The 23916-nt window shown below is 38.7% G+C and carries 28 protein-coding genes and 1 pseudogene; 1 reads left to right on the forward strand and 28 read right to left on the reverse strand.

The window, feature by feature from the left end:
* Positions 1-67: 67 nt before the first annotated feature.
* The 17 genes from WYK_RS13390 to metG all read right to left on the reverse strand — a co-directional run bounded on the left by WYK_RS13390 (position 68) and on the right by metG (position 15243).
* The gene (locus tag WYK_RS13390) at positions 68-298 is read right to left on the reverse strand and encodes an anti-sigma-F factor Fin family protein (protein WP_040374983.1); all 231 of its coding nucleotides are present in this window, start codon (positions 296-298) and stop codon (positions 68-70) included.
* A 100-nt stretch (positions 299-398) separates the two neighbouring features.
* The gene (gene pth, locus WYK_RS13395) at positions 399-962 is read right to left on the reverse strand and encodes an aminoacyl-tRNA hydrolase (RefSeq protein WP_040374984.1); all 564 of its coding nucleotides are present in this window, start codon (positions 960-962) and stop codon (positions 399-401) included.
* Positions 963-1085: 123 nt separating this feature from the next.
* Positions 1086-1703 (reverse strand): 50S ribosomal protein L25/general stress protein Ctc, encoded by a 618-nt coding sequence (locus WYK_RS13400; protein ID WP_040374985.1) that lies wholly within the window; start codon positions 1701-1703, stop codon positions 1086-1088.
* A 136-nt stretch (positions 1704-1839) separates the two neighbouring features.
* Entirely contained in the window at positions 1840-2793 is a 954-nt protein-coding gene (locus tag WYK_RS13405) for a ribose-phosphate diphosphokinase (RefSeq protein WP_040374986.1), read from the reverse strand.
* Positions 2794-2810: 17 nt separating this feature from the next.
* Complete coding sequence (gene glmU / locus WYK_RS13410) at positions 2811-4184, reverse strand: bifunctional UDP-N-acetylglucosamine diphosphorylase/glucosamine-1-phosphate N-acetyltransferase GlmU (RefSeq protein ID WP_040374987.1); 1374 nt, start codon at positions 4182-4184, stop codon at positions 2811-2813.
* A 337-nt stretch (positions 4185-4521) separates the two neighbouring features.
* Positions 4522-4818, reverse strand: coding sequence for a septation regulator SpoVG (gene spoVG, locus WYK_RS13415; RefSeq protein ID WP_028390521.1), 297 nt, complete (start codon positions 4816-4818; stop codon positions 4522-4524).
* A 256-nt stretch (positions 4819-5074) separates the two neighbouring features.
* Positions 5075-5449: a RidA family protein gene (locus tag WYK_RS13420; RefSeq protein ID WP_040374988.1), complete on the reverse strand. Its 375-nt coding sequence runs from the start codon at positions 5447-5449 to the stop codon at positions 5075-5077.
* 15 nt (positions 5450-5464) lie between these two features.
* A complete protein-coding gene (gene purR / locus WYK_RS13425) occupies positions 5465-6292 on the reverse strand; it encodes a pur operon repressor (protein WP_040374989.1) in 828 nt (275 codons plus the stop codon).
* A 60-nt stretch (positions 6293-6352) separates the two neighbouring features.
* Positions 6353-7222: a 4-(cytidine 5'-diphospho)-2-C-methyl-D-erythritol kinase gene (ispE, locus tag WYK_RS13430; RefSeq protein WP_040374990.1), complete on the reverse strand. Its 870-nt coding sequence runs from the start codon at positions 7220-7222 to the stop codon at positions 6353-6355.
* A 264-nt stretch (positions 7223-7486) separates the two neighbouring features.
* Positions 7487-7663 (reverse strand): protein sspF, encoded by a 177-nt coding sequence (locus WYK_RS13435; RefSeq protein WP_081704885.1) that lies wholly within the window; start codon positions 7661-7663, stop codon positions 7487-7489.
* A 189-nt stretch (positions 7664-7852) separates the two neighbouring features.
* On the reverse strand, positions 7853-8104 hold the full coding sequence (gene veg, locus WYK_RS13440) for a biofilm formation stimulator Veg (protein ID WP_040374992.1): 252 nt from the start codon (positions 8102-8104) through the stop codon (positions 7853-7855).
* Between the two features lie 237 nt (positions 8105-8341).
* Complete coding sequence (yabG, locus tag WYK_RS13445) at positions 8342-9214, reverse strand: sporulation peptidase YabG (RefSeq protein WP_040374993.1); 873 nt, start codon at positions 9212-9214, stop codon at positions 8342-8344.
* Between the two features lie 140 nt (positions 9215-9354).
* Entirely contained in the window at positions 9355-10233 is an 879-nt protein-coding gene (gene rsmA / locus WYK_RS13450; RefSeq protein WP_040374994.1) for a 16S rRNA (adenine(1518)-N(6)/adenine(1519)-N(6))-dimethyltransferase RsmA, read from the reverse strand.
* Complete coding sequence (gene rnmV / locus WYK_RS13455; RefSeq protein ID WP_040374995.1) at positions 10226-10789, reverse strand: ribonuclease M5; 564 nt, start codon at positions 10787-10789, stop codon at positions 10226-10228. The genes rsmA and rnmV overlap by 8 nt, the downstream gene beginning before the upstream one ends.
* A gap of 161 nt (positions 10790-10950) precedes the next feature.
* A complete protein-coding gene (locus tag WYK_RS13460) occupies positions 10951-12072 on the reverse strand; it encodes a ubiquitin-like domain-containing protein (RefSeq protein WP_328286291.1) in 1122 nt (373 codons plus the stop codon).
* Between the two features lie 293 nt (positions 12073-12365).
* Positions 12366-13133, reverse strand: a complete 768-nt coding sequence (locus tag WYK_RS13465; RefSeq protein ID WP_040374997.1) for a TatD family hydrolase — start codon at positions 13131-13133, stop codon at positions 12366-12368.
* Between the two features lie 145 nt (positions 13134-13278).
* Positions 13279-15243 (reverse strand): methionine--tRNA ligase, encoded by a 1965-nt coding sequence (metG, locus tag WYK_RS13470; RefSeq protein ID WP_040374998.1) that lies wholly within the window; start codon positions 15241-15243, stop codon positions 13279-13281.
* 638 nt (positions 15244-15881) lie between these two features.
* Between metG and WYK_RS13475 the strand changes: the two are divergent.
* Positions 15882-16162, forward strand: a pseudogene (locus tag WYK_RS13475) (AbrB/MazE/SpoVT family DNA-binding domain-containing protein).
* Between the two features lie 76 nt (positions 16163-16238).
* Here the strand turns inward: WYK_RS13475 and rsmI are convergent.
* The 11 genes from rsmI to WYK_RS25680 form a co-directional block, all read right to left on the reverse strand.
* Positions 16239-17117 (reverse strand): 16S rRNA (cytidine(1402)-2'-O)-methyltransferase, encoded by an 879-nt coding sequence (gene rsmI / locus WYK_RS13480; protein WP_040374999.1) that lies wholly within the window; start codon positions 17115-17117, stop codon positions 16239-16241.
* 7 nt (positions 17118-17124) lie between these two features.
* On the reverse strand, positions 17125-17382 hold the full coding sequence (locus tag WYK_RS13485) for a GIY-YIG nuclease family protein (RefSeq protein WP_040375000.1): 258 nt from the start codon (positions 17380-17382) through the stop codon (positions 17125-17127).
* Positions 17369-18109: a tRNA1(Val) (adenine(37)-N6)-methyltransferase gene (locus WYK_RS13490; protein ID WP_040375001.1), complete on the reverse strand. Its 741-nt coding sequence runs from the start codon at positions 18107-18109 to the stop codon at positions 17369-17371. The genes WYK_RS13485 and WYK_RS13490 overlap by 14 nt, the downstream gene beginning before the upstream one ends.
* 85 nt (positions 18110-18194) lie before the next feature.
* Positions 18195-18560, reverse strand: a complete 366-nt coding sequence (gene yabA, locus WYK_RS13495; RefSeq protein ID WP_040375002.1) for a DNA replication initiation control protein YabA — start codon at positions 18558-18560, stop codon at positions 18195-18197.
* Between the two features lie 18 nt (positions 18561-18578).
* Positions 18579-19406: a PSP1 domain-containing protein gene (locus WYK_RS13500; RefSeq protein WP_040375003.1), complete on the reverse strand. Its 828-nt coding sequence runs from the start codon at positions 19404-19406 to the stop codon at positions 18579-18581.
* Positions 19399-20385: a DNA polymerase III subunit delta' gene (holB, locus tag WYK_RS13505; protein ID WP_040375013.1), complete on the reverse strand. Its 987-nt coding sequence runs from the start codon at positions 20383-20385 to the stop codon at positions 19399-19401. The genes WYK_RS13500 and holB overlap by 8 nt, the downstream gene beginning before the upstream one ends.
* Before the next feature lie 83 nt (positions 20386-20468).
* Complete coding sequence (locus WYK_RS13510; RefSeq protein ID WP_040375004.1) at positions 20469-20798, reverse strand: cyclic-di-AMP receptor; 330 nt, start codon at positions 20796-20798, stop codon at positions 20469-20471.
* A gap of 104 nt (positions 20799-20902) precedes the next feature.
* Entirely contained in the window at positions 20903-21538 is a 636-nt protein-coding gene (gene tmk / locus WYK_RS13515; RefSeq protein ID WP_040375005.1) for a dTMP kinase, read from the reverse strand.
* A gap of 60 nt (positions 21539-21598) precedes the next feature.
* The gene (locus WYK_RS13520) at positions 21599-23020 is read right to left on the reverse strand and encodes an aminotransferase class I/II-fold pyridoxal phosphate-dependent enzyme (protein ID WP_040375006.1); all 1422 of its coding nucleotides are present in this window, start codon (positions 23018-23020) and stop codon (positions 21599-21601) included.
* Positions 23021-23140: 120 nt separating this feature from the next.
* The gene (locus tag WYK_RS13525) at positions 23141-23335 is read right to left on the reverse strand and encodes a sigma factor G inhibitor Gin (RefSeq protein WP_051387511.1); all 195 of its coding nucleotides are present in this window, start codon (positions 23333-23335) and stop codon (positions 23141-23143) included.
* A gap of 382 nt (positions 23336-23717) precedes the next feature.
* The coding region (locus tag WYK_RS25680) for a hypothetical protein (protein WP_235782507.1) at positions 23718-23916 on the reverse strand (199 nt) is incomplete at its 5' end.

Here is a 23916-nt window from a genome sequence, read left to right on the forward strand (position 1 = left end):
CCCTATGGCTGTATAAAATTAAACAAACGGAAAAATGCTTTGGATTCGGTCCAAAGCTCCCTTCCGCCTAATGGATGATATAATCATTTTGATGCAATTCCGGATTTTTTTGTAGTAGTTCATAACAATCATCACAAATCGCTGAAACCTGAACATCTCCGGCAGAGTCATATACAATCATGTCCATGCGTTCTTCTTGGGTAAGTTTATTAAAACCAAGCTGTTCTGTATCCAGTACTTGTGCCTCAATTGTACCAAGTTTTGTTCCGCAATGGCTGCAATGATAGTGGAGAGCCATATATTTAACCCCCTATTGTCGCTTTAGTAGTAGTATAAACCGAAAGAGGGTCTAAATATTCACAGAGATTTGTTTATATTTTTGTTCATATTTTTATTTCTTAGGATTGATTATATTCATTCATGACCTGTACATATGACTGCTCAAGCCATGACTCACAAGCTGAGGCACTTTTCTCTATAGCTGCTTCTAAACTAACCCATTCTTCAGCAGAAAAGCGGTTTAATACATAATCCACTACAGGAATACGCCCTTCAGGCCGGCCAATCCCAATTCGGATCCGATTAAAGTCCTGCGTTCCTAAGTGTGCAATTGTCGATTTAATTCCATTATGCCCCCCGGCACTTCCCTTTTGACGCAAACGAATCTTCCCAGCCGGCAGATCCAAATCATCGTATATTACTACTAAATCACTAATTTCCACTTTATAAAATTGCAATACAGCACTGATCGACTCTCCCGACAAGTTCATGTAAGTAAGAGGTTTTAGCAGCAATATTTTTTCGCCTTTTACAGTTCCTATTCCATAAATCCCTTTATGTTTGGCTTGATCTAGACTAATTGACCATTTATCTGCTAAATAATCAATTACCTCAAAACCTGCATTATGCCTAGTTTTCTCATATTGCTTTCCCGGATTACCCAGGCCAATGAAAATTTTCATACGTCACACTCCGTCAATCTTAAAAATAAATTCGAATACACCTATCTTTTATCTCATACAATAATAGACGTAACCACGATGGTTACGTCTATTATAGCATGTTTTTTTTAGTTACTTAGACGTTTACGCTTCAGGTGTAGCTTGGCCTGAAGTTTCGACCTCAGTTTCTGTTTCTATATCATCATCCACTTCTTCTTCTTGACGAGGAGCAAGAACTGAAGCTATTACTTCTTCTTCATCATTTGCAATTTTGTAATTCCCTTTAATATCTGCAATGGTCAGGGTATCACCAATTTCTAGACCCGTAACATCCACTTCAATTGATTCCGGAATTTCTTTAGGTTTTGCTGTTACATTCAATTCATGAATAGATTGCTGCAAGACACCGCCTTCTTTCACGCCTTTTGCATCGCCCACAAGTTCCACACGAACTTGTGCTTCAATCTCTGAACTCATATCAACAATTAAAAAGTCAGCATGATAAACTCTATTTTTCAAGGCATCTTTTTGATATTCTGATAACATGACTTCATAGCTAGTACCTTCAACATCTAGAGAAATAATACCATTACGTCCTACTTCTTTTATTGTTTTAGAAAGATCTTTACTATTTATAGTAATTGCTTTGCTATCATTTTTATTCCCATAAACTACAGCAGGAATATTTCCGTCGTTCCTTAGTTTTGTTAAGTTCGATCCTTTAAATTCTGTCCGTTCTTTTGCAGTTAATACGTTACTCATATACTCTCCGCCTCTCTTAATAAACATTTTCAGTAGTATATTATCTCTTCTACAATGCCCTTTTTAAATATTTTCTAAACATCGGTGTCTTTGGAGTAACAAAAAAACGGCGGATATAATTCCGCCGTTTTTTGTATTAATCAAATAATGTACTAACAGATTGCTCTTCGTGAACACGAATGATTGCTTCTCCAATAAGAGAGGCAACAGATAATTCAACGATTTTTGCTGTACGTTTTTCATCAGGTAAAGCGATGGTATTCGTAACAACGAGCTCTTTAATTTTGGAATTCTCAATTCGCTCAATAGCAGGTCCAGAAAGAACTGGGTGTGTACAACATGCATACACTTCTTTTGCTCCGTTTTCAACAAGAGCATTAGCGGCCAGCGTAATTGTTCCAGCTGTATCGATAATATCATCAATTAAGATAGCAGTCTTTCCTTCAATATTACCAACGATGTTCATCACTTCTACGACATTTGGACGCGGACGGCGTTTATCAATAATCGCAATTGGCGCTTTAAGACGATCAGCCAATTTACGTGCGCGTGTAACTCCTCCATGATCCGGAGATACAATAACAAGGTCACTAAGGTTCTTAGCTTCAAAATAATCAGCTAAAATAGGAACTCCCATTAAATGATCAATTAAGATATCAAAGAAACCTTGAATTTGTGGTGCATGTAGATCCAATGTTATAACACGATCAGCACCTGCTGTTTCCAGTAGATTTGCAACAAGCTTGGCTGTAATTGGTTCACGAGCGCGAGCCTTGCGATCTTGACGGGCATATCCATAGTAAGGCATAACGATATTAATCGTTTTTGCAGATGCACGTTTCAAGGCATCAATCATAATCAACAATTCCATCAAATGTTCATTAACAGGCTGGCTGGTCGATTGAATGACGTATACGTCACATCCCCGAATGCTTTCTTCGATGTTAATTTGCACTTCACCGTCACTGAATTGTGATACTGAACATTTACCAAGTTCTACTCCAATTGCTTCAGCGATTTCCTGTGCTAATTTAAAATTTGAATTCAAAGAAAAAACTTTCAGGTTTGGATCTAAATACTGGTTTGACATGATGAACCTCCGTTGGGTTAATTGTTGAATTTCAGTTTATTAACGTAATCTTCTTTATTCGTTTGGCGGGCACGTGCAATAGCCATTGCTTTTCCTGGTACATCTTTTGTAATCGTAGAACCAGCAGCAATATATGCTCCTTCTCCAATAGCTACTGGAGCTACTAGATTAGAGTTACAGCCTACAAATACACCGTCGCCTATTTTAGTCAGATGTTTGTTCTTACCATCATAATTTACCGTAATGGAACCACAGCCTATATTAACATCTTCCCCAACTTCTGCATCTCCAATATAGCTCAAGTGAGACGCTTTACTGGCTTTGCCGAATAAAGCTTTTTTGATTTCAACAAAATTGCCAATTTTAACCTCGTCTTTTATATCTGACTGAGGGCGAATGTGAGCAAACGGTCCAATATTCACATCTGAACCAATTGAACTGTCATGTGCAACAGATTGCTTCACTACTGAACGATTGCCTAGCTGGACATTTTTCAGTTCAGAATTAGGTCCGATTAAACAATCAGTGCCAATCTGAGTTTGTCCTTGAATCACTGTTCCAGGGTATAGAATGGTATCCTGCCCGATCATGACATCTGCATCCACATAGGTAGACGCGGGATCGATAATCGTTACCCCGTTGCTCATCAAGGATTCATTGATCCGTTTACGCATAATTTTTTCTGCCTCTGATAAAGCAATGCGGTCATTAACACCCATTGTTTCATTAAAGTCATTCGTTTGATAAGCCGTCACGACTTCTCCTTGAGCTTTCAATATCTCAATAACATCCGGCAAATAGTACTCGCCTTGTACGTTCTCATTGGATACCTTTTTTAAAGCGTTGAATAGCGCTTCGTTATCGAAACAGTACGTTCCCGTATTAATTTCTTTTACGGTCAGTTCAGATTCATTTGCATCCTTATGTTCAACAATCTTCTGAACCTGCCCTAATTCATTGCGGATTACTCTTCCGTATCCCGCAGGATTATCCGCAGCTGCAGTTAGAATCGTCGCTTTTGCATCAGCTTCTTCATGGATGCTGATCAGAGCCTCCATCGTTTCAGCCTTAATTAAAGGCGTGTCGCCGCAAATAACAAGCGTTGTTCCAGCTTTCCCTGCTAAAATTTGTTTAGCCTGCATAACAGCATGGGCTGTTCCTAATTGCTTATCTTGAAGGGCGTATTGAGAACTTGCCCCAAGTTGGTCTTGTACCAATTCAGCACCATGGCCAATTACGGTTACAATTTCTTCTGTACGAAGCTGCTTAACTTGGTCGACAACATGTTGTACCATTGGTTTCCCGCATACAGGGTGCAATACCTTGTAAAGCTTGGATTTCATTCTGGTACCTTGTCCTGCTGCCAATATAATTGCATAACGATTACTCATTACAGGCCTCCATTTAAGCTTTTTATCCATTAAAAATATTATCGTATATATCACTAGTTTTCAAGGCAGGATATAAAATACATATTTTTGTCAATTGTTTACACACAAAAGAACTTGCTCAAATGTGTCGCAAGTATGTATACCTTTATTCCCTTTATCCTTATTATATACTGTTATGACGGTTTTTTTGTATTTTTTCTACTTATAGTTAAAAAAAAATGGTGTTTTTAATGTTTTGCTGAATATAGACCGGGGAATAGGAAAAGAGAAATTTACTCACAATAAAAAGAGCCTTACTTGTGAAGTAGGCTCTTGATGCTATACATTTCTTACACTATTAAGAAGCTCCTGCTCCTGCTTCTTCTAATTCAACTTCCAACTCTCCTAAACGATGGTACTCTGCTAGTACTGCTTCTTGGATTTTTCCTCGTGTTGAGGAATTGATAGGATGGGCGATGTCTCTAAATTCACCATCAGGTGTTCTTTTACTTGGCATAGCTACGAATAAGCCGTTATTGCCATCAATTACACGAATATCATGAACAACAAATTCATTATCCAATGTTATTGAAGCAATCGCTCTCATTCTGCCATCTGTATTAACACGGCGCAATCTAACGTCAGTCACTTCCATTCTATTCACCACCTTCACAAATTGTTAGAAACTTTAAGTACATATTCCACAAATTAATGTGAAATCCTTCTAAGAATTGTAAATTTTTTTGAAAAAGATAGTTTTTATATTTTTGTTAAGCGCTGTTACATTTAATATTCCTGGAAATGTTGATAGAACAGTGTTCCTACGACTTTTTACCCAGTTTCAGCTTTTTTCAAAAAAATTTTTCAGGCGATGATTTTTTTATTTTTTTGTATAAAAAAAACGCTCGCAGTTATTTAACGAGCGCAATTACTTCTATTTCAACTAATGCATCTTTTGGGAGCCTTGAAACCTCAACACAAGAACGAGCAGGCTTATGTTCCGCAAAATAGGTACCGTAAACCTCATTTATTTGCGCAAAATCGTCCATGCTTTTTATAAATACCGTAGTCTTAATAACCTGACCAAGTGATGAACCTGCTTCTTTCAGTACAGCCTGCAAATTGGTAAAGACCTGATGTGTTTGCTGCTGGACATCACCGTCTACCATCTGACCTGCTGCAGTTAAAGGAATTTGTCCAGAGCTATAAAAAAGATTATTTACGATGATTCCTTGCGAGTATGGGCCAATTGCCGCTGGCGCCTCATTCGTGTGTATCGATTTCATAGTAGATCCTCCTTATTAAAATGCTTCTTTTGTAAAGTAGTTTCCTCTAGTGACATGAATCGTTTTATCCTTTTCATCCACTTCGGATAACTTAATTAAAGAAATATACTCATCAACCAGACGTTCTTCAACGTGATCTGATTCTACAAGCACGGCTATACCTGCCACCGTTGCTTTAAACTCTTCGAGCAAGCTGACCATCCCGTTGACGGTTCCACCAGCCTTCATGAAGTCATCAATAATTAAAACATTTGATGTTTCTGCTAAACTTCGTTTGGACAGTACCATCGTCTGAATTCGTTTAGAAGATCCAGAAACATAGTTGATACTGACAGTTGAACCTTCTGTCACCTTGTTATCGCGTCTAACAATAACCACGGGAACATTTAAATAATTTGCTACTGCATAAGCTAATGGAATCCCTTTAGTCGCCATTGTCATGATCACATCAACTTTTTTCTTCGCATAAGCTGCAGCGATGATTCGGCCGATTTTATTTACGGTTTCCGGATTTCCTAATAAATCCGTCAAATATAAATAACCACCTGGTAAGAGTCGATTCGGACTGGTCATAACTCCACACAATTCATCAATAAAAGCCACTGCTTCTTCAGGCTTTATCGAAACCATGTACCTTACACCGCCCGCTGCACCAGGAACAGTATTTAACGAACCAATTCCCCTTACTTCGAAGGTCTCCTTGATGATGGCAAGATCCTCACTGATTGATGATTTTGCCGAACTATATCTTTCTGCAAAAAAGGTCAAAGGCACGAGACGACCAGGATGCTCCAGCAAGTAATTAGTCATATCAATCAGCCTTTCGCTCCGGCGAAACTTCATCCTTCTACCCCCTGTCTTAAATCCGAATATTTTACTGTACTATACCACTATTATCCGTTTTTATTCAATGGTATTACGGTCACCAAGCATTCTAACTGCATATACTTGATCACAAAATCCTCTTAACCCATTATAAATCCGCTGCACTCTTGACTCATGCTCGACCAGTCCAAAAACAGTGGGACCGCTGCCGCTCATTAAGACAGCATCTGCACCAAAGGTTCTCATCTGCTCTTTAATATTAGCTACCTCTGGATATAAAGGGAGCGTAACCTCTTCAAGGACATTTCCAAGGCCGCTGCATACATTTGCATAATCCCCCTCTTCTAATGCCCCTATCATGCCTTTGACATTAGGATGGATCATTTGTGATAGCTGTAATCTCTTATATACGTCTGCAGTAGATACACCGAGTGTTGGTTTCGCTAAAATCACCCAACATTTAGGCGGAACAGGTAAGTGAGTAATAATCTCACCTCTTCCTTGTGCAAGGGCTGTGCCTCCATAGACACAAAACGACACATCCGACCCAATCTCAGCTCCTAATACCGCAAGTTCATCAAGAGATAAATTGAGCTTCCATAGTCTATTTAATCCTCTCAATGTGGCAGCTGCATCACTGCTTCCTCCAGCGAGTCCTGCTGCAACAGGTACATTTTTCTCAATACCGATCGATACGCCTTGATTTATACCAAATCGTTCTTTTAATAAATAAGCTGCTTGATAAGCTAGATTTCGTTGATCATCTGGAACAAATCGATTATGTGAAAGAATCTCAATCTGATTACCACGGATTTCTTTCAGCTCAATTCTATCCGCAAGGTCGACCGTCGTCATAACCATCTCCACCTCATGGTATCCATCAGGCCGCTTAAAAAGGACATCCAGCGCCAAATTTATCTTAGCTGGGGCTTTCTCCATAAGCTTCAATATTTCCACCTACTTTACGTTCTTGAAAGTTCTTGTCTTATTTTATCATATTTGCACTTATTCTAAAGGTTTTTTCATTGTATATTCAAACCCTAAGGGGTTTAACGTAATAATTGATCCTAAAATCCTGATGTAGTAAAAAACGTAAAAAGGCCGGAATCCTTTAGTCCATCGGCTGACAAGCCAATGTGCGTAAAAGGAATCCGGCCATTTATGCGTGTACAGCATGGTTTAATTGTATGGTTACTAGATCGTTACGGACTATTATCTTTTGTCGTTCATCTGTCTTTGTGCTTTTTCAACGGCAAGCTTAACCATATTCCCTGCGTCGACAGCCCGTATACCTCCCCAGCCTTCTCTTTGGACGACATCATAAAAGCCTAATTCCTTCGCAAGCTCCTCTTTGAACCCTTCTGTCATTATGCCTTTTCTTCTGCCCAAATTGACCAACCCCTTCCCCATACTGTACATAGATAGTATTTGTATGACTCATCTAATCATGAACGGATAAATCCGCCTATTAAGGAAAAATAGACAGTTTAACCATAATTTTGTCCAATAATAGAAAATATTATAATGGCCAATTAAAAAAGCAGCAAACCATAATGGTTAGCTGCTTTACTCTAAAGCTTAAATCTCCTGCTGCTTATTCAAGAATGTAAGTTGTACGGTTTCCGTTAATACATCTGCATAGCTGTATGATACTCTTTCAAACGCATTTTCATCCTGGTCCAGTTCAATAACGAAGACTGCAGGATAGGTTTCCGATAACGTTCCGAAACGTTCGACGGTTTTTCTTCTTCCGCCGTTGGCTTTCAAGAGCAACCGTTTTCCCAAGTTTGAATCTAGTGCATGCTTAATATCAGCTAAAGTTTTTGGCATTTTCGGTTCACCTCACTAATTTTAGTATAACACACATTCTTTTAAAACGCAAACAAAATGATAAATTATATCAGCAAATAAAATTGTTTGTCAATGATTTTTTTGCGCAAAGTTCGCAAATTTTCTACAAAATTAGTATCTGCTTATTCATTGGTAAATATGTATCCATTTTTCCGCTGGCTGTTTACTGCCATTTCTTTCGAAATTGAAACGCTGCATACATGAAAAATGCAGCGTTCATACATCAGGGACTTGATTATAAGGCATCCCTGTACGCAGCAAACCTTTTGTCTCAATCCCGCCTAATCCTTTTTCGCCGCTTAATGTATTTCGCAGTACATCCCATACTCGGATATGTTCGGAATATGGAGTGAAACTTAATTTTGCAACGATGTAAACCGGATCTAGCGCATGGATATTAACTCGTGATGGAGAACTCGCAAAATTTGCTCCTGCTTGAATAATGGATTCAAAATGTGACTGACACGCGCCGGCAAAAATAACAAGTTGGTCTAAATGAGGAACCTTCTTTCGAGCTTCTCGTACAGCTTGAACAAAATGGATTGAATGTCGATAAGCATTTATATCAAAAACGGAACCCTTTGCCTTCGAATAAGAATCGTGTCCAGTGATAACCAAAACGTCTGGACGATATTTATCAAGTAAATCTCCAATCATTAATGGCATTTCTTTTTCATTACAATAAACCCCATGAACCGGAATCCCAATTTTTTCATACATATCCATACATTTTTGCAGATAAACGGCATCTCCGTCCACGTGAAGGACACGACCAGGTATTTGAAAATAGTCTCCTGTGTAGCGGTATCCATCGCTGGCTTCATATTCACTTTTCTGTTTCTGTAATTCTTGATCCTGAGAGAGTAACAACAATGATTGTTCCTGCAGAACCTCATCGTTTCTATGGCGATATTCACGCTCTTTTTCATCTAAAGTTAGTAAATCATCAAATGGGGCGTCCGCGATTAGTCTCATATCCTCTCCAAACAAAATTGCTTCCGGCTTTCCATCACGATCACGGATATCAATTATGCGAAAGATAATGTCACAGTGATAAGACTTGCGGCCAACGATGTCATGGATATTCATATTAACTGCCCCGCCTCCTAGCGTCTTTTACATGTTAAGGTATGCATCACACCACTTAATGGTGTTATCCCGAATCATTCCTTCCACGTAAAAAAGCAGGCTGGTCTGGAAATCCCAGAACAGCCTGCTTTTTGGTCTATCTATTTAAATGTCGGTAGTAATGCATCACTCAAGAGTCCAAATTCAGCAATTGTCAAAGTTTCTCCTCGACGAGAAGGATCGACACCTGCTTGTTCCAGCGCCTGTAAGATCTGCTCTTTTTTTGATTTCCCTTCAGGAAGCTGACTTGTTAAGTTATTAAGAATCGTCTTTCTTCTTTGTGCAAAGCATGATCTAGTCACAGTAAAGAAAAACTCTTCATCCATTACTTCCACAGCTGGTTTAGCACGTTTGGTCAATCTAATAACTGCCGAATCTACATTTGGCTGCGGCATAAAGACTGTTTTCGGAACAATCATGACCATTTCAGCTTCTGTGTAATACTGAATAGCAATAGACAGCGAGCCGTACTCTTTGGTACCTGGACTTGCTGAAATACGTGCTGCTACTTCTTTTTGAAGCATACAAACGATACCCCGTATACGCAGATTTTCATTTAATAATTTTAGAATGATTGGTGTTGTCACATAATACGGAAGGTTCGCCACAACCATTAAATCATCGATCCCATTAAAATGTTCTTCAATGGCCTGCTCAACGTTAGCCTTTAAGATATCCTCATAGATGATGGCCACATTATCATAAGGTGAAAGTGTATCAGCTAAGATTGGCATTAGTCGCTGGTCAATTTCAAATGCGGCTACCTTTTTACTAACCTTTGCAAGCTGTTCTGTCAGTGCACCGATACCGGGTCCAATTTCTATTGCTCCACTTTCTTCTGTCAAATTAGCATGCTCGACAATTCGCTTTAAAATGTTCGTATCAATTAAAAAGTTTTGGCCAAGGCTTTTTTTAAAGGAAAATCCGTACTTTTTTAGTATTTCCTTTGTCCGAAGCGGGGTTGCGATATCTTTATGCATCTTTTTCCTCCTGTTTAACCTGCGTGACTGCCTCTGCAAATTTTTCTTGTGTGATTTGGAACATTTTCAACCGTTTATACAATTGTTTACCATTAGTAAAACCAATCTTCAGTATCTGGCCAATCTGTTCTCTTCTTTCTCTGGCACCTTTGCCGCCAATAAGACCTGCGTCAAAAAGATCCTGTAGAGAAATCTCTTCTACAGCTTGTTCGTTTGTGGTTTGAGCACCCTTCAACGCCTTCCTAATAACAGCAGGACTTGCATGCTCTACCCCAATACCCCGGCCTGATTTTGGCTGGCCTTCTTTTTTTGTAATAAACGCATGCTTGCACCCTGGGACCCGATCAGTGATGATACCTCTGATTTTCTGACCAGGGAAATCAGGATCAGTAAGCACAATCACACCACGTGTATCCTGGGCGTGCTGTATTTGCTGCAATACGGATTCATTAATAGCTGACCCATTTGTTTCAATGGTATCCGCGATAACCGCTCTATTGATAGCTACTGTGTCGTCTTTACCTTCAACGACTATGATTTCTTTAATTTTATCCATAGTACCCTCCAAATGAATGAACCTAATTCATTCATACGATCGTCATTATTATTAAAGGCGCCTTTTCAATCGGCGGCCGCTTATTCTATTACTATGTCCATTGTTGTACGTACCATTATAACGCAAAAAAGCAGGAGATAGGCAATCTCCCACTTCTAAATTTAATTTACTACTCTAATCTTAACTTTTTTGACGCCCCATCGATAGGCATCTGATTTAGAAGCAAAGAAAACATCAATTTTATTCCCTTTAATTGCTCCGCCTTTATCACCAGCAATCGCATAGCCATATCCTTCAACATAAACCTTGGAACCAAGTGGAATGACTCTAGGATCAACTGCAATGACCTTAGCTCCCGGATTTTGTTTAAGATTAATACCTGTTGCCGTCCTCCCCGAACAACCATTACAGCTCGCTGTATAGGCCGTAGATGACACATATAGAACTTTTCCTTCATTTGACTCCCGGGATACTTGTGTAATCGCTCTTTTTGTTCCTACAGCGACCACTTTATCCTTCTTTTTGGTCCGGACAGCCTCTGAAATAAGTGAACGTTTGACTTCCTTGCCATTTTCTTTTATTACTTCATACTGTCTGGAAACGAGACCATCTCTGCCTTTGGTTAAGATCTTCTTTTTTCCCTTATCCAGGTTCTCATCTTCTTTTGTAATTACAGCAAACTGAACTGGTTCTTCAACTACATCGGTGACTTTTTCAACGCGAATGACGGTAATTTTGTTCTTTAATTGAACTCTTTCCGATAATTTCGGCTCAACTCGATCCCATTTATTGAGCTTTACATCTTGTTGTTTTAAAAAGTCAGCGACCGTAGTCGAAGTCGACCACACTTGCTTTTCAATACCGCCTACTTCCAACTTTAGTGGAAAGGCTTTTTCGATAGCAATCTTCATGTTTTCCTGCAGCTCTGTTTCCAAAGATGGATTCACTTTGTCCCACTTCGTAATATCAATCTTCTGCATGTGTAATAGTTCTTCAACTGTTTTAGCCGTAGTCATGATTTCCTTTTTTTCATCGTTCAGATCAATACTGACAGGCTTCGCTTTTTCCCAAGTAACAGCCAAATTATCATTGACTTCACTTTCTTTTGAAGGATGCAGGTAATCCTCAGCATGAACAGTAATCTCTAATTCTTTTAACATATCATGTACAGTACGAGCATGTGTTGACACCGTTTGAGTCTGGCCGTTCAAAGTTAATAAAACCGTATGTTTTGTTCCTTGATAAATTAGTATTCCTAGTGCAGCAGCAACCGTAATCGTCAAACTGATCGCAACAACTCTTCTTTTTCTCCCAAAAGACTTGGGAATTAGGTTTTTCATAGTTTCTAAAATAATGAAAACTCCTCCTTCTCTCGGTGATTATATAGAGACAAATACCGAGATGTCAACCTATTCACACCTAGTTTGGAAAGTAATTCCTATTATGCACACTCTCCTAACCATTGAAAAGAAAGACTTATCGACAGCATTATTCTACCAAAAGAGAAGGTTTTGTAGAACGGACGGGGATACCGTCCGTCCGGACAACCTTAGTGTTTTCCTGACAAGAAACCTTGTCAATTAATGCCGAATAGTTTCCTTGCATTCTCAGTTGTCGCAGCAGCAACTTCGTCAAACGTCAACCCTTTCAATTCAGCAATTTGTTCTGCTACTAATTTCACATAGGCAGGTTCATTACGTTTTCCGCGATAAGGGTGCGGGGCAAGATATGGACAATCCGTTTCAATCAATAGTTTATCAAGGGGAACCTCTACCGCGACCTCTTTTGGTTTTTTTGCATTTTTAAAGGTGACGGGACCTCCTAAAGAAATATAGAAATTCATATCGAGGCATTCTTTTGCAACCTCAGGACTGCTGCTAAAACAGTGCATAATGCCCCCGACCTCTTCGGCATGTTCCTCTTTTAGTATGTCTACAATATCAGCGGTCGCCTCTCTATTATGGATGACAATCGGCAGCTTCACCTTTTTTGCTAGACGAATTTGTTTTCTAAAGACCTCTTTTTGAATATCCTTAGGCGATTTATCCCAGTGATAATCTAACCCCATTTCTCCTATTGCAACAACCTTCGGATGAGACGATAGCTCTTCAATCCAAGCTAAGTCTTCGTCCTGCATGTCTATAGCATCGACCGGATGCCAGCCGATTGCTGCATAAATAAAAGCATATTCCTCTATTAATTCCATTGCCCTCGTAATCGTGGCGCGATCAAATCCAACCACAACCATGCTTGAAACTCCAGCTTCCTGAGCTCGTTTAATAACCTCTTCAATATCTTCTTTAAATTGATCATCGTTTAAATGCACATGCGTATCAAATAACATCTATTTCTTCCTTTCTCATTTAAGTCTATTTAAAAGCAACTACCTTCATGTTTCACATTTATATATCAATTTGATGACAGTTGAAACATTAAAAAAGCATAAAAATGTTTCTTATGAAACATTCTTATGCTTTTTTATACTTTCCTTATTTAACTTTTGCCCCATTAGGGAGCGAATTATCCACTGTTGCTACAGATAGTTTTCCATCTGAACTCCCAGCTAAAATCATTCCTTGCGAAAGCTCACCGCGAAGTTTAACTGGTTTTAAATTTGTTACACAGATTACCTTTTTTCCTACCAATTCTTCCGGCTTATAGTATTGGGCAATTCCTGAGACAACTTGACGTTTTTCATAACCAAGATCCAACTGAAGTTTAAGAAGTTTATCCGCTTTTTTTACAGGTTCCACTTCTAGTACTTCCGCCACGCGCAGTTCAACCTTCATGAAGTCATCAATCGTAATCTCATCTACCTCAGGGATTTCTTCAATAACTGATTCTTTCTTCTCTTCGACTTCAGGCTCGTTGCCTTGCATTTGTTTCTTAATGTAATCAATCTCTTCTTGCATCTCAAGACGAGGGAAAATTGGATTTCCCTTAGCGACTTTCGTATCAGCAGGTATTTGACCAAATTCCTCTAAACTTTCCCAGGTTTTCAACAAATCATCCGTAATATTTAACTGAGCAAAAATCTTTTCTGGAGTTTTTGTCAAGAATGGTTTTAGAAGAATAGCGATTCTGCGCAGCGACTCTGCCAGGTGAACCATTACTGTACCAAGCTCTTCCCGCTTCGCATCATCCTTAGCCAAGGCCCACGGCTGTGTTTCGTCAATATATTTGTTTGTTCTGCTGACAAGCTGCCAAATCGTAGAAAGAGCAATTGAAAACTCCATGTTTTCCATAGCCTCTTCATACTTTTTGATGGTCTCTTGATTTAATTGCAGTAAGGACTGGTCAAATGTACTGTTAGAACCTGTATAAACAGGAATAACCCCGTCAAAGTACTTGTCAATCATGGCAACAGTACGGTTCAAGAGGTTGCCTAAATCATTGGCTAAATCAAAATTAATACGTTCTACAAAACCTTCGGGAGTAAAGACTCCATCAGAACCAAATGGAACCTCGCGAAGTAGGTAGTAACGAAGTGCATCAAGTCCATAACGATCAATGAGAGTTACGGGATCAACCACATTTCCTTTTGATTTTGACATTTTCCCATCCTTCATTAATAACCAACCATGAGCAAATACCTTTTTAGGTAATGGAAGATCCAATGCCATTAACATAATCGGCCAATAAATCGTATGGAAACGAACAATTTCCTTCCCAACTAAGTGCACACTTGCCGGCCAGTAGTTTAAATATTTGGAATCATCATCAGTACCATAACCAAGAGCGGTAATATAGTTAGATAATGCATCAATCCAGACATAAATAACATGCTCGGGATTCCCTGGGACCTTGACACCCCAATCGAAAGTTGTCCTTGATACAGCCAAATCTTCTAGACCGGGTTTGATAAAATTATTAATCATTTCATTTTTACCAGATTCGGGCTGTATAAACTCAGGATTAGCTTCATAGAACGCAAGCAGGCGATCTACATATTTACTCATTCTAAAGAAGTAGGACTCTTCTTTTACTTTCTCTACAGATCTTCCGCAATCTGGACAATTTCCATTTTCAACTTGCCGGTCGGTGAAGAAAGATTCACACGGCGTACAATACCAGCCTTCATATTGATCTAAATAGATGTCCCCTTGATCAAGGAGCTGTTTAAAAATCTTTTCAACTACTTTTTTATGACGGGTTTCTGTTGTTCTAATGAAATCATCATAAGAAATATCAAGCTTATCCCACAGTACTTTAATTCCATCCACAATATTATCAACATACGCTTGAGGAGTAACACCGTCTTCGGCTGCTTTACGTTGTATCTTCTGACCATGCTCATCCGTTCCTGTTAAATACATAACATCGAATCCACGCATCCGCTTATAACGCGCCATAGCATCTCCAGCTACTGTTGTATATGCATGTCCTATATGTAAATTTCCGCTTGGATAATAAATCGGGGTGGTAATATAAAAGGTGTTTAACTTATCTTGCATGTGTGTTTTCCCTCCTAAAATCATTGATGTAAGAATGAAAGAAACTATATCCATTTTACATACTACTATTCCTATTTTACCTTATCTATAGTAAGAGCGAATATAAATCATCGCAAATTATTATCATTTCATCTAGACAACCACCACTTCTACATAACTACTTCCTATTGTAAGACATTTTTTAACCTATCTAAAAGATTACCTCCTTAATCAATAATATATACCTTCTCCATCTAATTGCTCATTATTTAACAATCGGAGACTAATATTTTGTAACTTATTGTCATTTAGTCGTATACTATAAAAAACAATCATTGAAAACTACTTTTATGAATGTTGATTTTTGTCTTATTTTGTCGATTATTCTTTTAATTTATTGACTATTCGATGATTATGTATACCATATTCATATTTAACCCATTCGCTTCTTTCCCTTCGACATAACCTATACACAGATTAAAACCCTTGATATAACCGCATTTACACTCCAATATTTCATTTTTAAAAAACATTAAAAATAAATCATTGACGCATTTGGGAATGGCTGGTATTATTATATTTATAAAAAATATTGTCGAATAATGACGAAAAAGATAGAGATAAAGGGTCTAGATTATTCTGAGAGGAGATTTAAAATTATGAAATCTACAGGAATCGTACGTAAAGTTGACGAATTAGGACGGGTGGTTATTCCGATCGAACTACGTCGTACTTTAGGCATCGCTGAAAAAGACGCATTAGAAATTTATGTTGATGAAGAAAAAATTATCTTAAAAAATACAAGCCTAACATGACTTGCCAAGTTACAGGTGAAGTATCTGATAATAACCTAACACTTGCTGGAGGAAAACTAATCCTTAGCCGTGAAGGTGCAGAAACATTGATGAAAGAAATCCAAGAAAACTTTGTAACAAAATAATATACATTCTAGGCCGATTCCTTCTTTGGAATCGGCCTTTTTACTATAATTCGTTTTGTCATGTCTGAAACGTTACTTATTCGTCTACATGGTAAGCTTGGTAAATATCCCTCTTTGGCACATCACGATCAACTGCTGTTTGTTTAATGGCATCTTTAGTTCGCAAATCTTTTTGGTCGATATAGTGCTGAACATGCTCATGAATTGCCAACCCTTCCCACCAAAGGCTTTCTGAAGATTCTTCTTGCTCTGAAGCTCCCTCAATTATGAGACAAAATTCTCCTCTTATCTCATTCTCAACTGCCCATTTTAAACTTTCGCTCAATGTGCCTCGAATAAATTCCTCGAATTTCTTTGTCAGTTCTCGGCAAAGAACAATATTCCTGTCACCTAGTACATCAAGCATACTTTTTAAGGTGTCTTTTAAACGATGCGGTGATTCATAAAGAATCCAAGTCGACTCAATTTTTTTTAGTTTTTCAAGCTCTTTCTTTTTATCCTTTGAACTGCGCTGTAAGAATCCATAAAAGTAAAAGGGCTGAGGGGCTATACCAGAGGCAATTAAAGCCGTCAATGCTGCATTGGCTCCTGGCAGAGGGATCACGGTTATGTTCTCTTCAATCGCGTCCTGAACAAGACGATAGCCTGGATCCGATATAGTCGGCATCCCTGCATCACTGACAAGTGCTACAACTTGTCCGCGTTGAAGCTGTTCAATAATCTGTCTTCCACTCGTTTCTTTGTTATGTTCATGGTAGCTGATAACCGGTGTCTCAATCTCGAAATAGTTACATAGCTTTCGTGTGTTTCTTGTATCCTCAGCAGCAATCACATCTGCTTCTTTTAAAATACGTAACGCCCGAAAACTCATATCCTCCAAGTTGCCAATCGGTGTGGGTACTAAGTATAACGCCGCCTCGGCTCCTTCTTTAGCAAAACTCTTCTGCTGCTGCATCTCTAGGTCACTTCTCCTTCAAAATAATTTTTTCTTTTTCCGTTCTCGATAATTGTTTAAACCGATACTCAGCTTGCATTGCTTCTGTTTTTGTAGGAAAACCTTCAACATGAACGAGTTCAACCGGCGTACGTCCACGGGTATATTTTGCTCCCTTGCCTTCGTTATGAACCTTTACTCGTTTACTGACATTATTCGTATATCCGGCATAATAAGTGTCATCTCTACATTTCAACACATAAAAAAAGTGTTCATTCTTCTCCATATAAAATCCTTTTGACTTCAGGCGTATATTCCTGACCATCATACACAAATAATGGGGGAAGGACTTTTAAATCTGGACTCCCATCTTTAATGCCTTCAATCAACAGCATATTCGCTTCTTTTCCCGGTTTAGGATAAACGAATTGAATTCGCTTCGGTTCAATTCGGTTTGCTCTCATTGAACTTAGGATGTCCATTAGCCTGCCTGGCCGATGAACAAATGCTGCTTTGCCGCCCTGTCTAAGAAGCTTTGAACTCGTCTGAACTACATCTTCTAATGAACAAAGGATTTCATGACGAGCAATTGCAAAATGCTCGTTTTTATTAATTTCTTCCTGTGATGGCGTTGGGAAATAAGGCGGGTTGCATGTTACAACATCATATTTGCTATACCCAATTTCCTTAGCGATCTCTTTTATATCACTATGACGCATGCTAATTTGTTCTTCAAGTTTGTTATAGCGAATACTGCGCTCTGCCATATTAAATAACCGCTCTTGTATCTCTACACCTATAATCTTTCCTTTTGTCCTCGTGCTCAATAACAGTGGAATAACTCCATTTCCTGAACATAAATCGACTATTTTTCCTTTTTGTATAGGTACACTGACAAATTTCGATAATAAAACAGCATCTAATGAAAAAGAAAAAACAGACGGACTCTGGATAATTCTCATTTGTTCTGCTAAGAGATAGTCTAGACGTTCATCTCCAACTAATTCAACCACTCTCTCGCCTCCTCTGTGATGTACGATTTACAATAAAAATCTATTCTTAAGAAAAAGCCTTCCCTTAAAAGGGAAAGGCCTCATTTTATTTTTTATTTAAAAAAGATAAACAGAAAAGACAATCGCCTTCTTTACGAAGACTACCAAAGTGAAGATTACAAATATGGAAGCCCTCTTGATAGATACGGGCCAAATTATCGTAACCTTCCCCTATATCCAATGCCTTTTCCATGCTTTCGGCTTTTAGGTTCTTAGTTTTACCTTTTTCTTTTATGTTTTTTTGTGTAACAGTGCCAAATCGAGATCTTAAATGTTCATTCTCAATCTTTAATCCTTGATTTTCTTCCAGCACTTCTGCTAAATGCTGCTTTAATTCGCCAAGTTGAGTGTATAATTGACCAATTTGAGCCTCCATATTTGTAACTGACTCAAAAATTTCTTTTTTATCCACGCTCTCCCACCACCTTAATCAATCTGTGGCTTGAATAGAAACGGCTCCCTCGTTTAGAATCTCATCTAACGTATACTCTAATACTCGGTCCTGCCCGACTAAATCAACCTGGAGCACTCGTTCTAGAATATTTAGCCCCACTACCTTGCCTTTTCCATTAGGTGTACTAATTACCTCACCTAAGTCTGGAAGCATTTCCTTTGAAATTTCATACTCTTCATTTTCATATTTCAAACAGCACATCAATCGGCCGCATAGACCGGATATCTTCGTTGGATTCAACGATAGATTTTGATCTTTTGCCATTTTGATTGATACCGGCTCAAAATCACCTAAAAATGTAGAACAGCACAGCATCCTGCCGCAAGGACCAATTCCACCAAGCATCTTGGCTTCATCTCGGACACCAATTTGACGAAGTTCAATACGAGTTCGGAATATTGACGCAAGATCTTTTACTAAATCACGAAAATCAACTCGGCCGTCCGCTGTAAAATAAAATACGACTTTATTTCGGTCAAATGTATATTCAACATCAACCATCTTCATATCAAGTTGATGTTCTTCTACTTTCACACAGCAAGTTTCGTAGGCTTCAGCTGCAGCAGCTTTATTTTCTTCTACAATCAACCTGTCCTTTGCATCTGCTACTCGCAGTACTTTCTTCAATGGCAGAACAACATCATGGTCATCTACTTGTTTCCGGGCTGTGACTACCTTACCATATTCAACGCCGCGAACTGTCTCGACAATTACAAACTCGTCCTTAGGTATGTTGATTTCACCCGGATCAAAATAGTATATTTTGCCCGCTTTTTTAAAGCGTACGCCTACAACATCATACAAATGATGATCCCTCCTGCAAATTCAGCACAAGCTGTTCCATTAACAGTTGTGGATTTGTATTGGAAAGCAGCTTCCTTTTTGCTTCCAAAATCGCACCCATATAATCGGCTAGGCGTTTCTGAGAAAGATGGAGAGCGTGAGACTCCAATTCTTGCATTTGATTTTGAAAAACAACCAGGTTTCGCTTATCCAACTGAATATATAGTAAATCCTTATAAATAAGAAATAACAAATCTAGTCCTCTATCTAGCTGGTCTCTTTCCTTAAAGTGTAAAAACCAATCCTGCTGCAAGTATAATAATGCTTTCAGCGAATCTGTTTTTATCACTTCATACAATCTTACCACTATTTTTTGGGCTTGTGCAAACCATTCCTCCGAACTTAACGCCATTCCCTCTACATAATTATGAGTCAAATGAGATATTATGGAAGAGTTTTGTTCGTTCACCCCTTGATCCATCAGCCTTTTTTGTAAATGGATACGTGATAAAGGTTTGAATGAGAGAATCTGACATCTGGACAAGATAGTTGGCAATAAACGCTGCATTTGCTCTGTCAGTAAAATGGCTGCTGTATCTTTAGGCGGCTCTTCAAGGAATTTCAAGAGACTATTTGCAGCTTGTACAGACATCTTATCTGCTTTATCGATTAGATAAATTTTAAAGTTTGCTTCAACGCTCTTCTTCGAGAATTCCTCTTGAAGATTTTTAATCTGTTCCTTCTTTATGGAAAGCCCCTCTGGTTCAAGTACATGGACATCCGGATGATTTCCATTCTCTATTCTTTTGCAGTTACGGCATTGTTCACATGGAAGACGACTTTCTGTTGGGTCCAGGCAGAGCAGGGCCTTTGCCAAGAGCATTCCCATTTCTTTCTTTCCTGTCCCCTTTTCCCCTTCAAAAAGGTAGGCATGGACGACACGACCCTTTACCATACTATTTTGCAGCATGGTCGTAATCTGCGGTTGTATCTCACTCATCTCTTCCCAAGTTACCAAAACAATCAACTCACTTACATCTTAATTAAAAATACCTATTATGATCTTCTTTTTAACATTTTATCTTAAAATTGAAGAAATTGTTCAATTGGCAAGACAAAAACTGCCGCTCCGCCCACTTGAATTTCTACTGGATAGGGAACATATGAATCAGCGTTTCCGGACATAGGTGATACAGGCGCAATGAGCTGTTGACGCGACTCACAGTTATCCTTAATGATTTTTAAAGCATGATCCACACGTTCATCCTCCGTACCAATCATAAAGGTCGTGTTTCCGGACTTTAAAAATCCTCCTGTGCTGGCAAGCTTTGTTGCCCTATAGTTGTTATCAACCAACTTACTTAACAAGCCGTTGCTGTCTTTATCTTGAACAATGGCAATAATCATTTTCATTCTTATCATCCTCCGTTCAATCCTAATTTTTACCTGTAATCCATTATACCAATTTTCTTATTGGGTCATGGTAAAATTATCTTTATTTTACCATGAAATCTATTTTAATTGTTCTTTAAAACGAATAGTATTTTTTCTTTTACTGCTTCTGATACTTGCTCAATCGGTAAGCTGGCATCAACCACAAAAAATCGACTTTTTTCGCGTTCGATCGCCTTTTTATACCCGTCTCTTACCTTCTCATGAAACTGTAATTCCTCTAAATCAAGACGATTCACTTCTCGTATGCCGCTTTTTTTAATCCGTTTTAGCCCCTCAGCAGGCTCAATATCGAAATAAATAGTCAGTTGAGGCATTAACCCTTCAATAGCAAATTGGTTAATTGAATACACCTCATCGATGCCTAGGCCTCTTGCATATCCTTGATAAGCCAAAGAACTGTCAATAAAACGGTCACACAAAACAATCTTCCCTGCATTTAGTGCAGGCACCACCTTTTCAATTAGATGCTGCCTTCTAGCTGCTGCATATAATAAGGCCTCGGTCCGGCCATCCATTGCTGTATTTTCTTTATTTAAGATAACTTCTCTTATTTGTTCTGCTATTGGGATGCCCCCGGGTTCTCTAGTCAACACCACATCTAAACCTAGGTTTTTAAGAGACTCTCCAATAAGCTTTAATACGGTAGTTTTTCCAGCCCCTTCAGGACCTTCTATTGTAATAAATATTCCTTGTTTCATTGCACGTTACCTCCAGTGTATATCATATTAGTATACACTATTATTTCGTCTTTTAAGAGTTTATCCATATACCAATAAAAGGCCGCGGGAAAGTACTGTCCCCCCATGGAATCGTCCACCTTTATTCCTTAGTTTCTCAAGATAGGCAACCTTTTCGGCCGTAATCATTTCTCCAGCCATAATCAGCGGGATGCCAGGAGGATAAGGAATAATCATTTCTGCTGATACATAACCTACGGACTCTTTAAAAGGGACTGATCTTTTCGGCAGCTTCTTCATCTCCTTATAGTTCATGGAGAGTGTGCTAAAAAGATGATCATTTACAAAGCCAGGGAGTGATGCTGACCTTTTGACCATCTCCTTCCCATTTAACGCAAGATTGATTTGATCAATAGTCTCTGTAAAAGGATAAACCATGTTAGCTTTAAGCAACGGGATGACTAGTAACACATTCTCCGTATCCGCCAGCTCTGTATAAATCCCATAATCCTCAAGTACAGTCTGAAATTGAAAACCATCTGGTATTTGTTCAGAATGAAGAGTAACTTTTAGGCTATCATCATTTTCCATAACCTTTAACCCAGGAATTCTACTCAATGACTCACGAAACTTTCGAATAGAGTTGTGTAGGTGTTCAGTGTCCGCATGATTAAAAGAAGCTAAGTAGACCCTAGCCAAATCAAGTGATGCCATAATAGGATAGGATGGGCTGCTTGACTGAAAGACCTGAAGATAATAGTCCAGCTCTTCTTTATTTACCAGCTTACTATTAACATGCAGATAAGACCCCATTGTCATTGCAGGAAGCGTTTTATGTGCTGAGTGTACCACTATATCTGCTCCAGCTTCCACAGCACTCTCCGGGAACCCAGGCAGACCAAAATGAGCCCCATGCGCTTGATCCACCAGCACCGGGATTTCTTTATTATGTGCAGCTTCGATAATCCCTCTGATTGATTGTGCCTCCCCATAATAGGTAGGATGCGTCAGAATCAATGCACGTGCACAAGGGTACATATCAATTGCTTTATATATATGTTCTGCCTTAACACCACCAGCTACGCCCCATACTTCATTAAAAGACGGTGTAATAAATACTGGATTTACATTGGCCAGCCTTAGAGCATGGATAATTGATTTATGACAATTACGCTGCACAAGAACTGTATCCCCTTCTTCACAGACAGCCATAATCATAGCTAAGTTCCCGCCAGTCGAACCATTCACCAAAAAATAGCTGTTTGCAGCGTGATAGAAATCTGCTAGCAGCTCTTCAGCATGAAGGATAGGACCTTCTGCTGCATGTAAATCATCGAGGCCATTTAATTCAGTGACATCTATCTCTAAAATTCGTTGAAAAACCTCTTGAGCCGATTCTTCAAAAATATATCCATTTTTATGACCCGGTACATGATAAGAAACCGTGCCTTTTTCTTTATGATTGATTAAAGCTTGATAGATTGGCGCATCGTTTTGATTCATTTATATCTCCCTGTCATCAGTCTAGCTTTATTTTAGCAAACTAAATGATGAAATGCCTGATGTATACGTAACAATTTGGATAAAAAAAACGATGTCCTATGTAAGAACATCGTCTGGTATTTATGAAGAAGTAACTTTTTTAAGCTGTTCTAAATAATACTTATATTTCGGATCTGAAGTTTCTGTAGAGATTATCTCTTTTTCACAATCTATACAAAGATATGATGTATATAGACGGATGCCATATTCTTTATACCTGTCACAAACCACACACAGTTCCTCTGGCAATTGCTTGGCCGCTGTTGTATCCAACATCTCCACCTCCCGTACCCTCCATTCTTCCCATAAACCAACTATTGTATACTATTTTTTGAATTTTCTAACTAATAATTGGTTTTTTAGCCTATATCAATCTATGATGTTACCCATTCAATCGTGTATGTCTCCCTAGAAGTTTTATTTCCTACGAAAAGGGTATTTTTTTACTGTTCCTGAATAGTTAGATTCATTCCTACACAAGCATGCTGCGTGGTGAGGCAGTTTATATGAAAGTATATCTCTTAAATTGTTAATCCCGTCTGAGTGCACAAGAATACCCCATAGGTTTTAAGCGGGGGTTGAAAATACATTTGTGAGTTTTAGGCACACTATTTAAGCAGACCCGTTGACTTTGGGGGATTTTTTTATGCTCTTCCTGTTAGTCCTGTCTAAAGGCAACGTATTCCCGTCTAGGCACCCATGGGGCATCATGATTCCCATTTAAGAAAACATGCTGACTTCTAGATTCCCATGGGGGGTATTTTATCTGTTTTTGGGCTATTCCGGCCATTAATCCCGTCTGGATCATGCTTATTCCCGTCTGAGTATGATTTTCAGCTCTAAAATACCCCATAGGT

The organism is Peribacillus psychrosaccharolyticus ATCC 23296 (assembly GCF_000305495.1).
Taxonomy (GTDB): Bacteria; Bacillota; Bacilli; order Bacillales; family DSM-1321; genus Peribacillus; species Peribacillus psychrosaccharolyticus.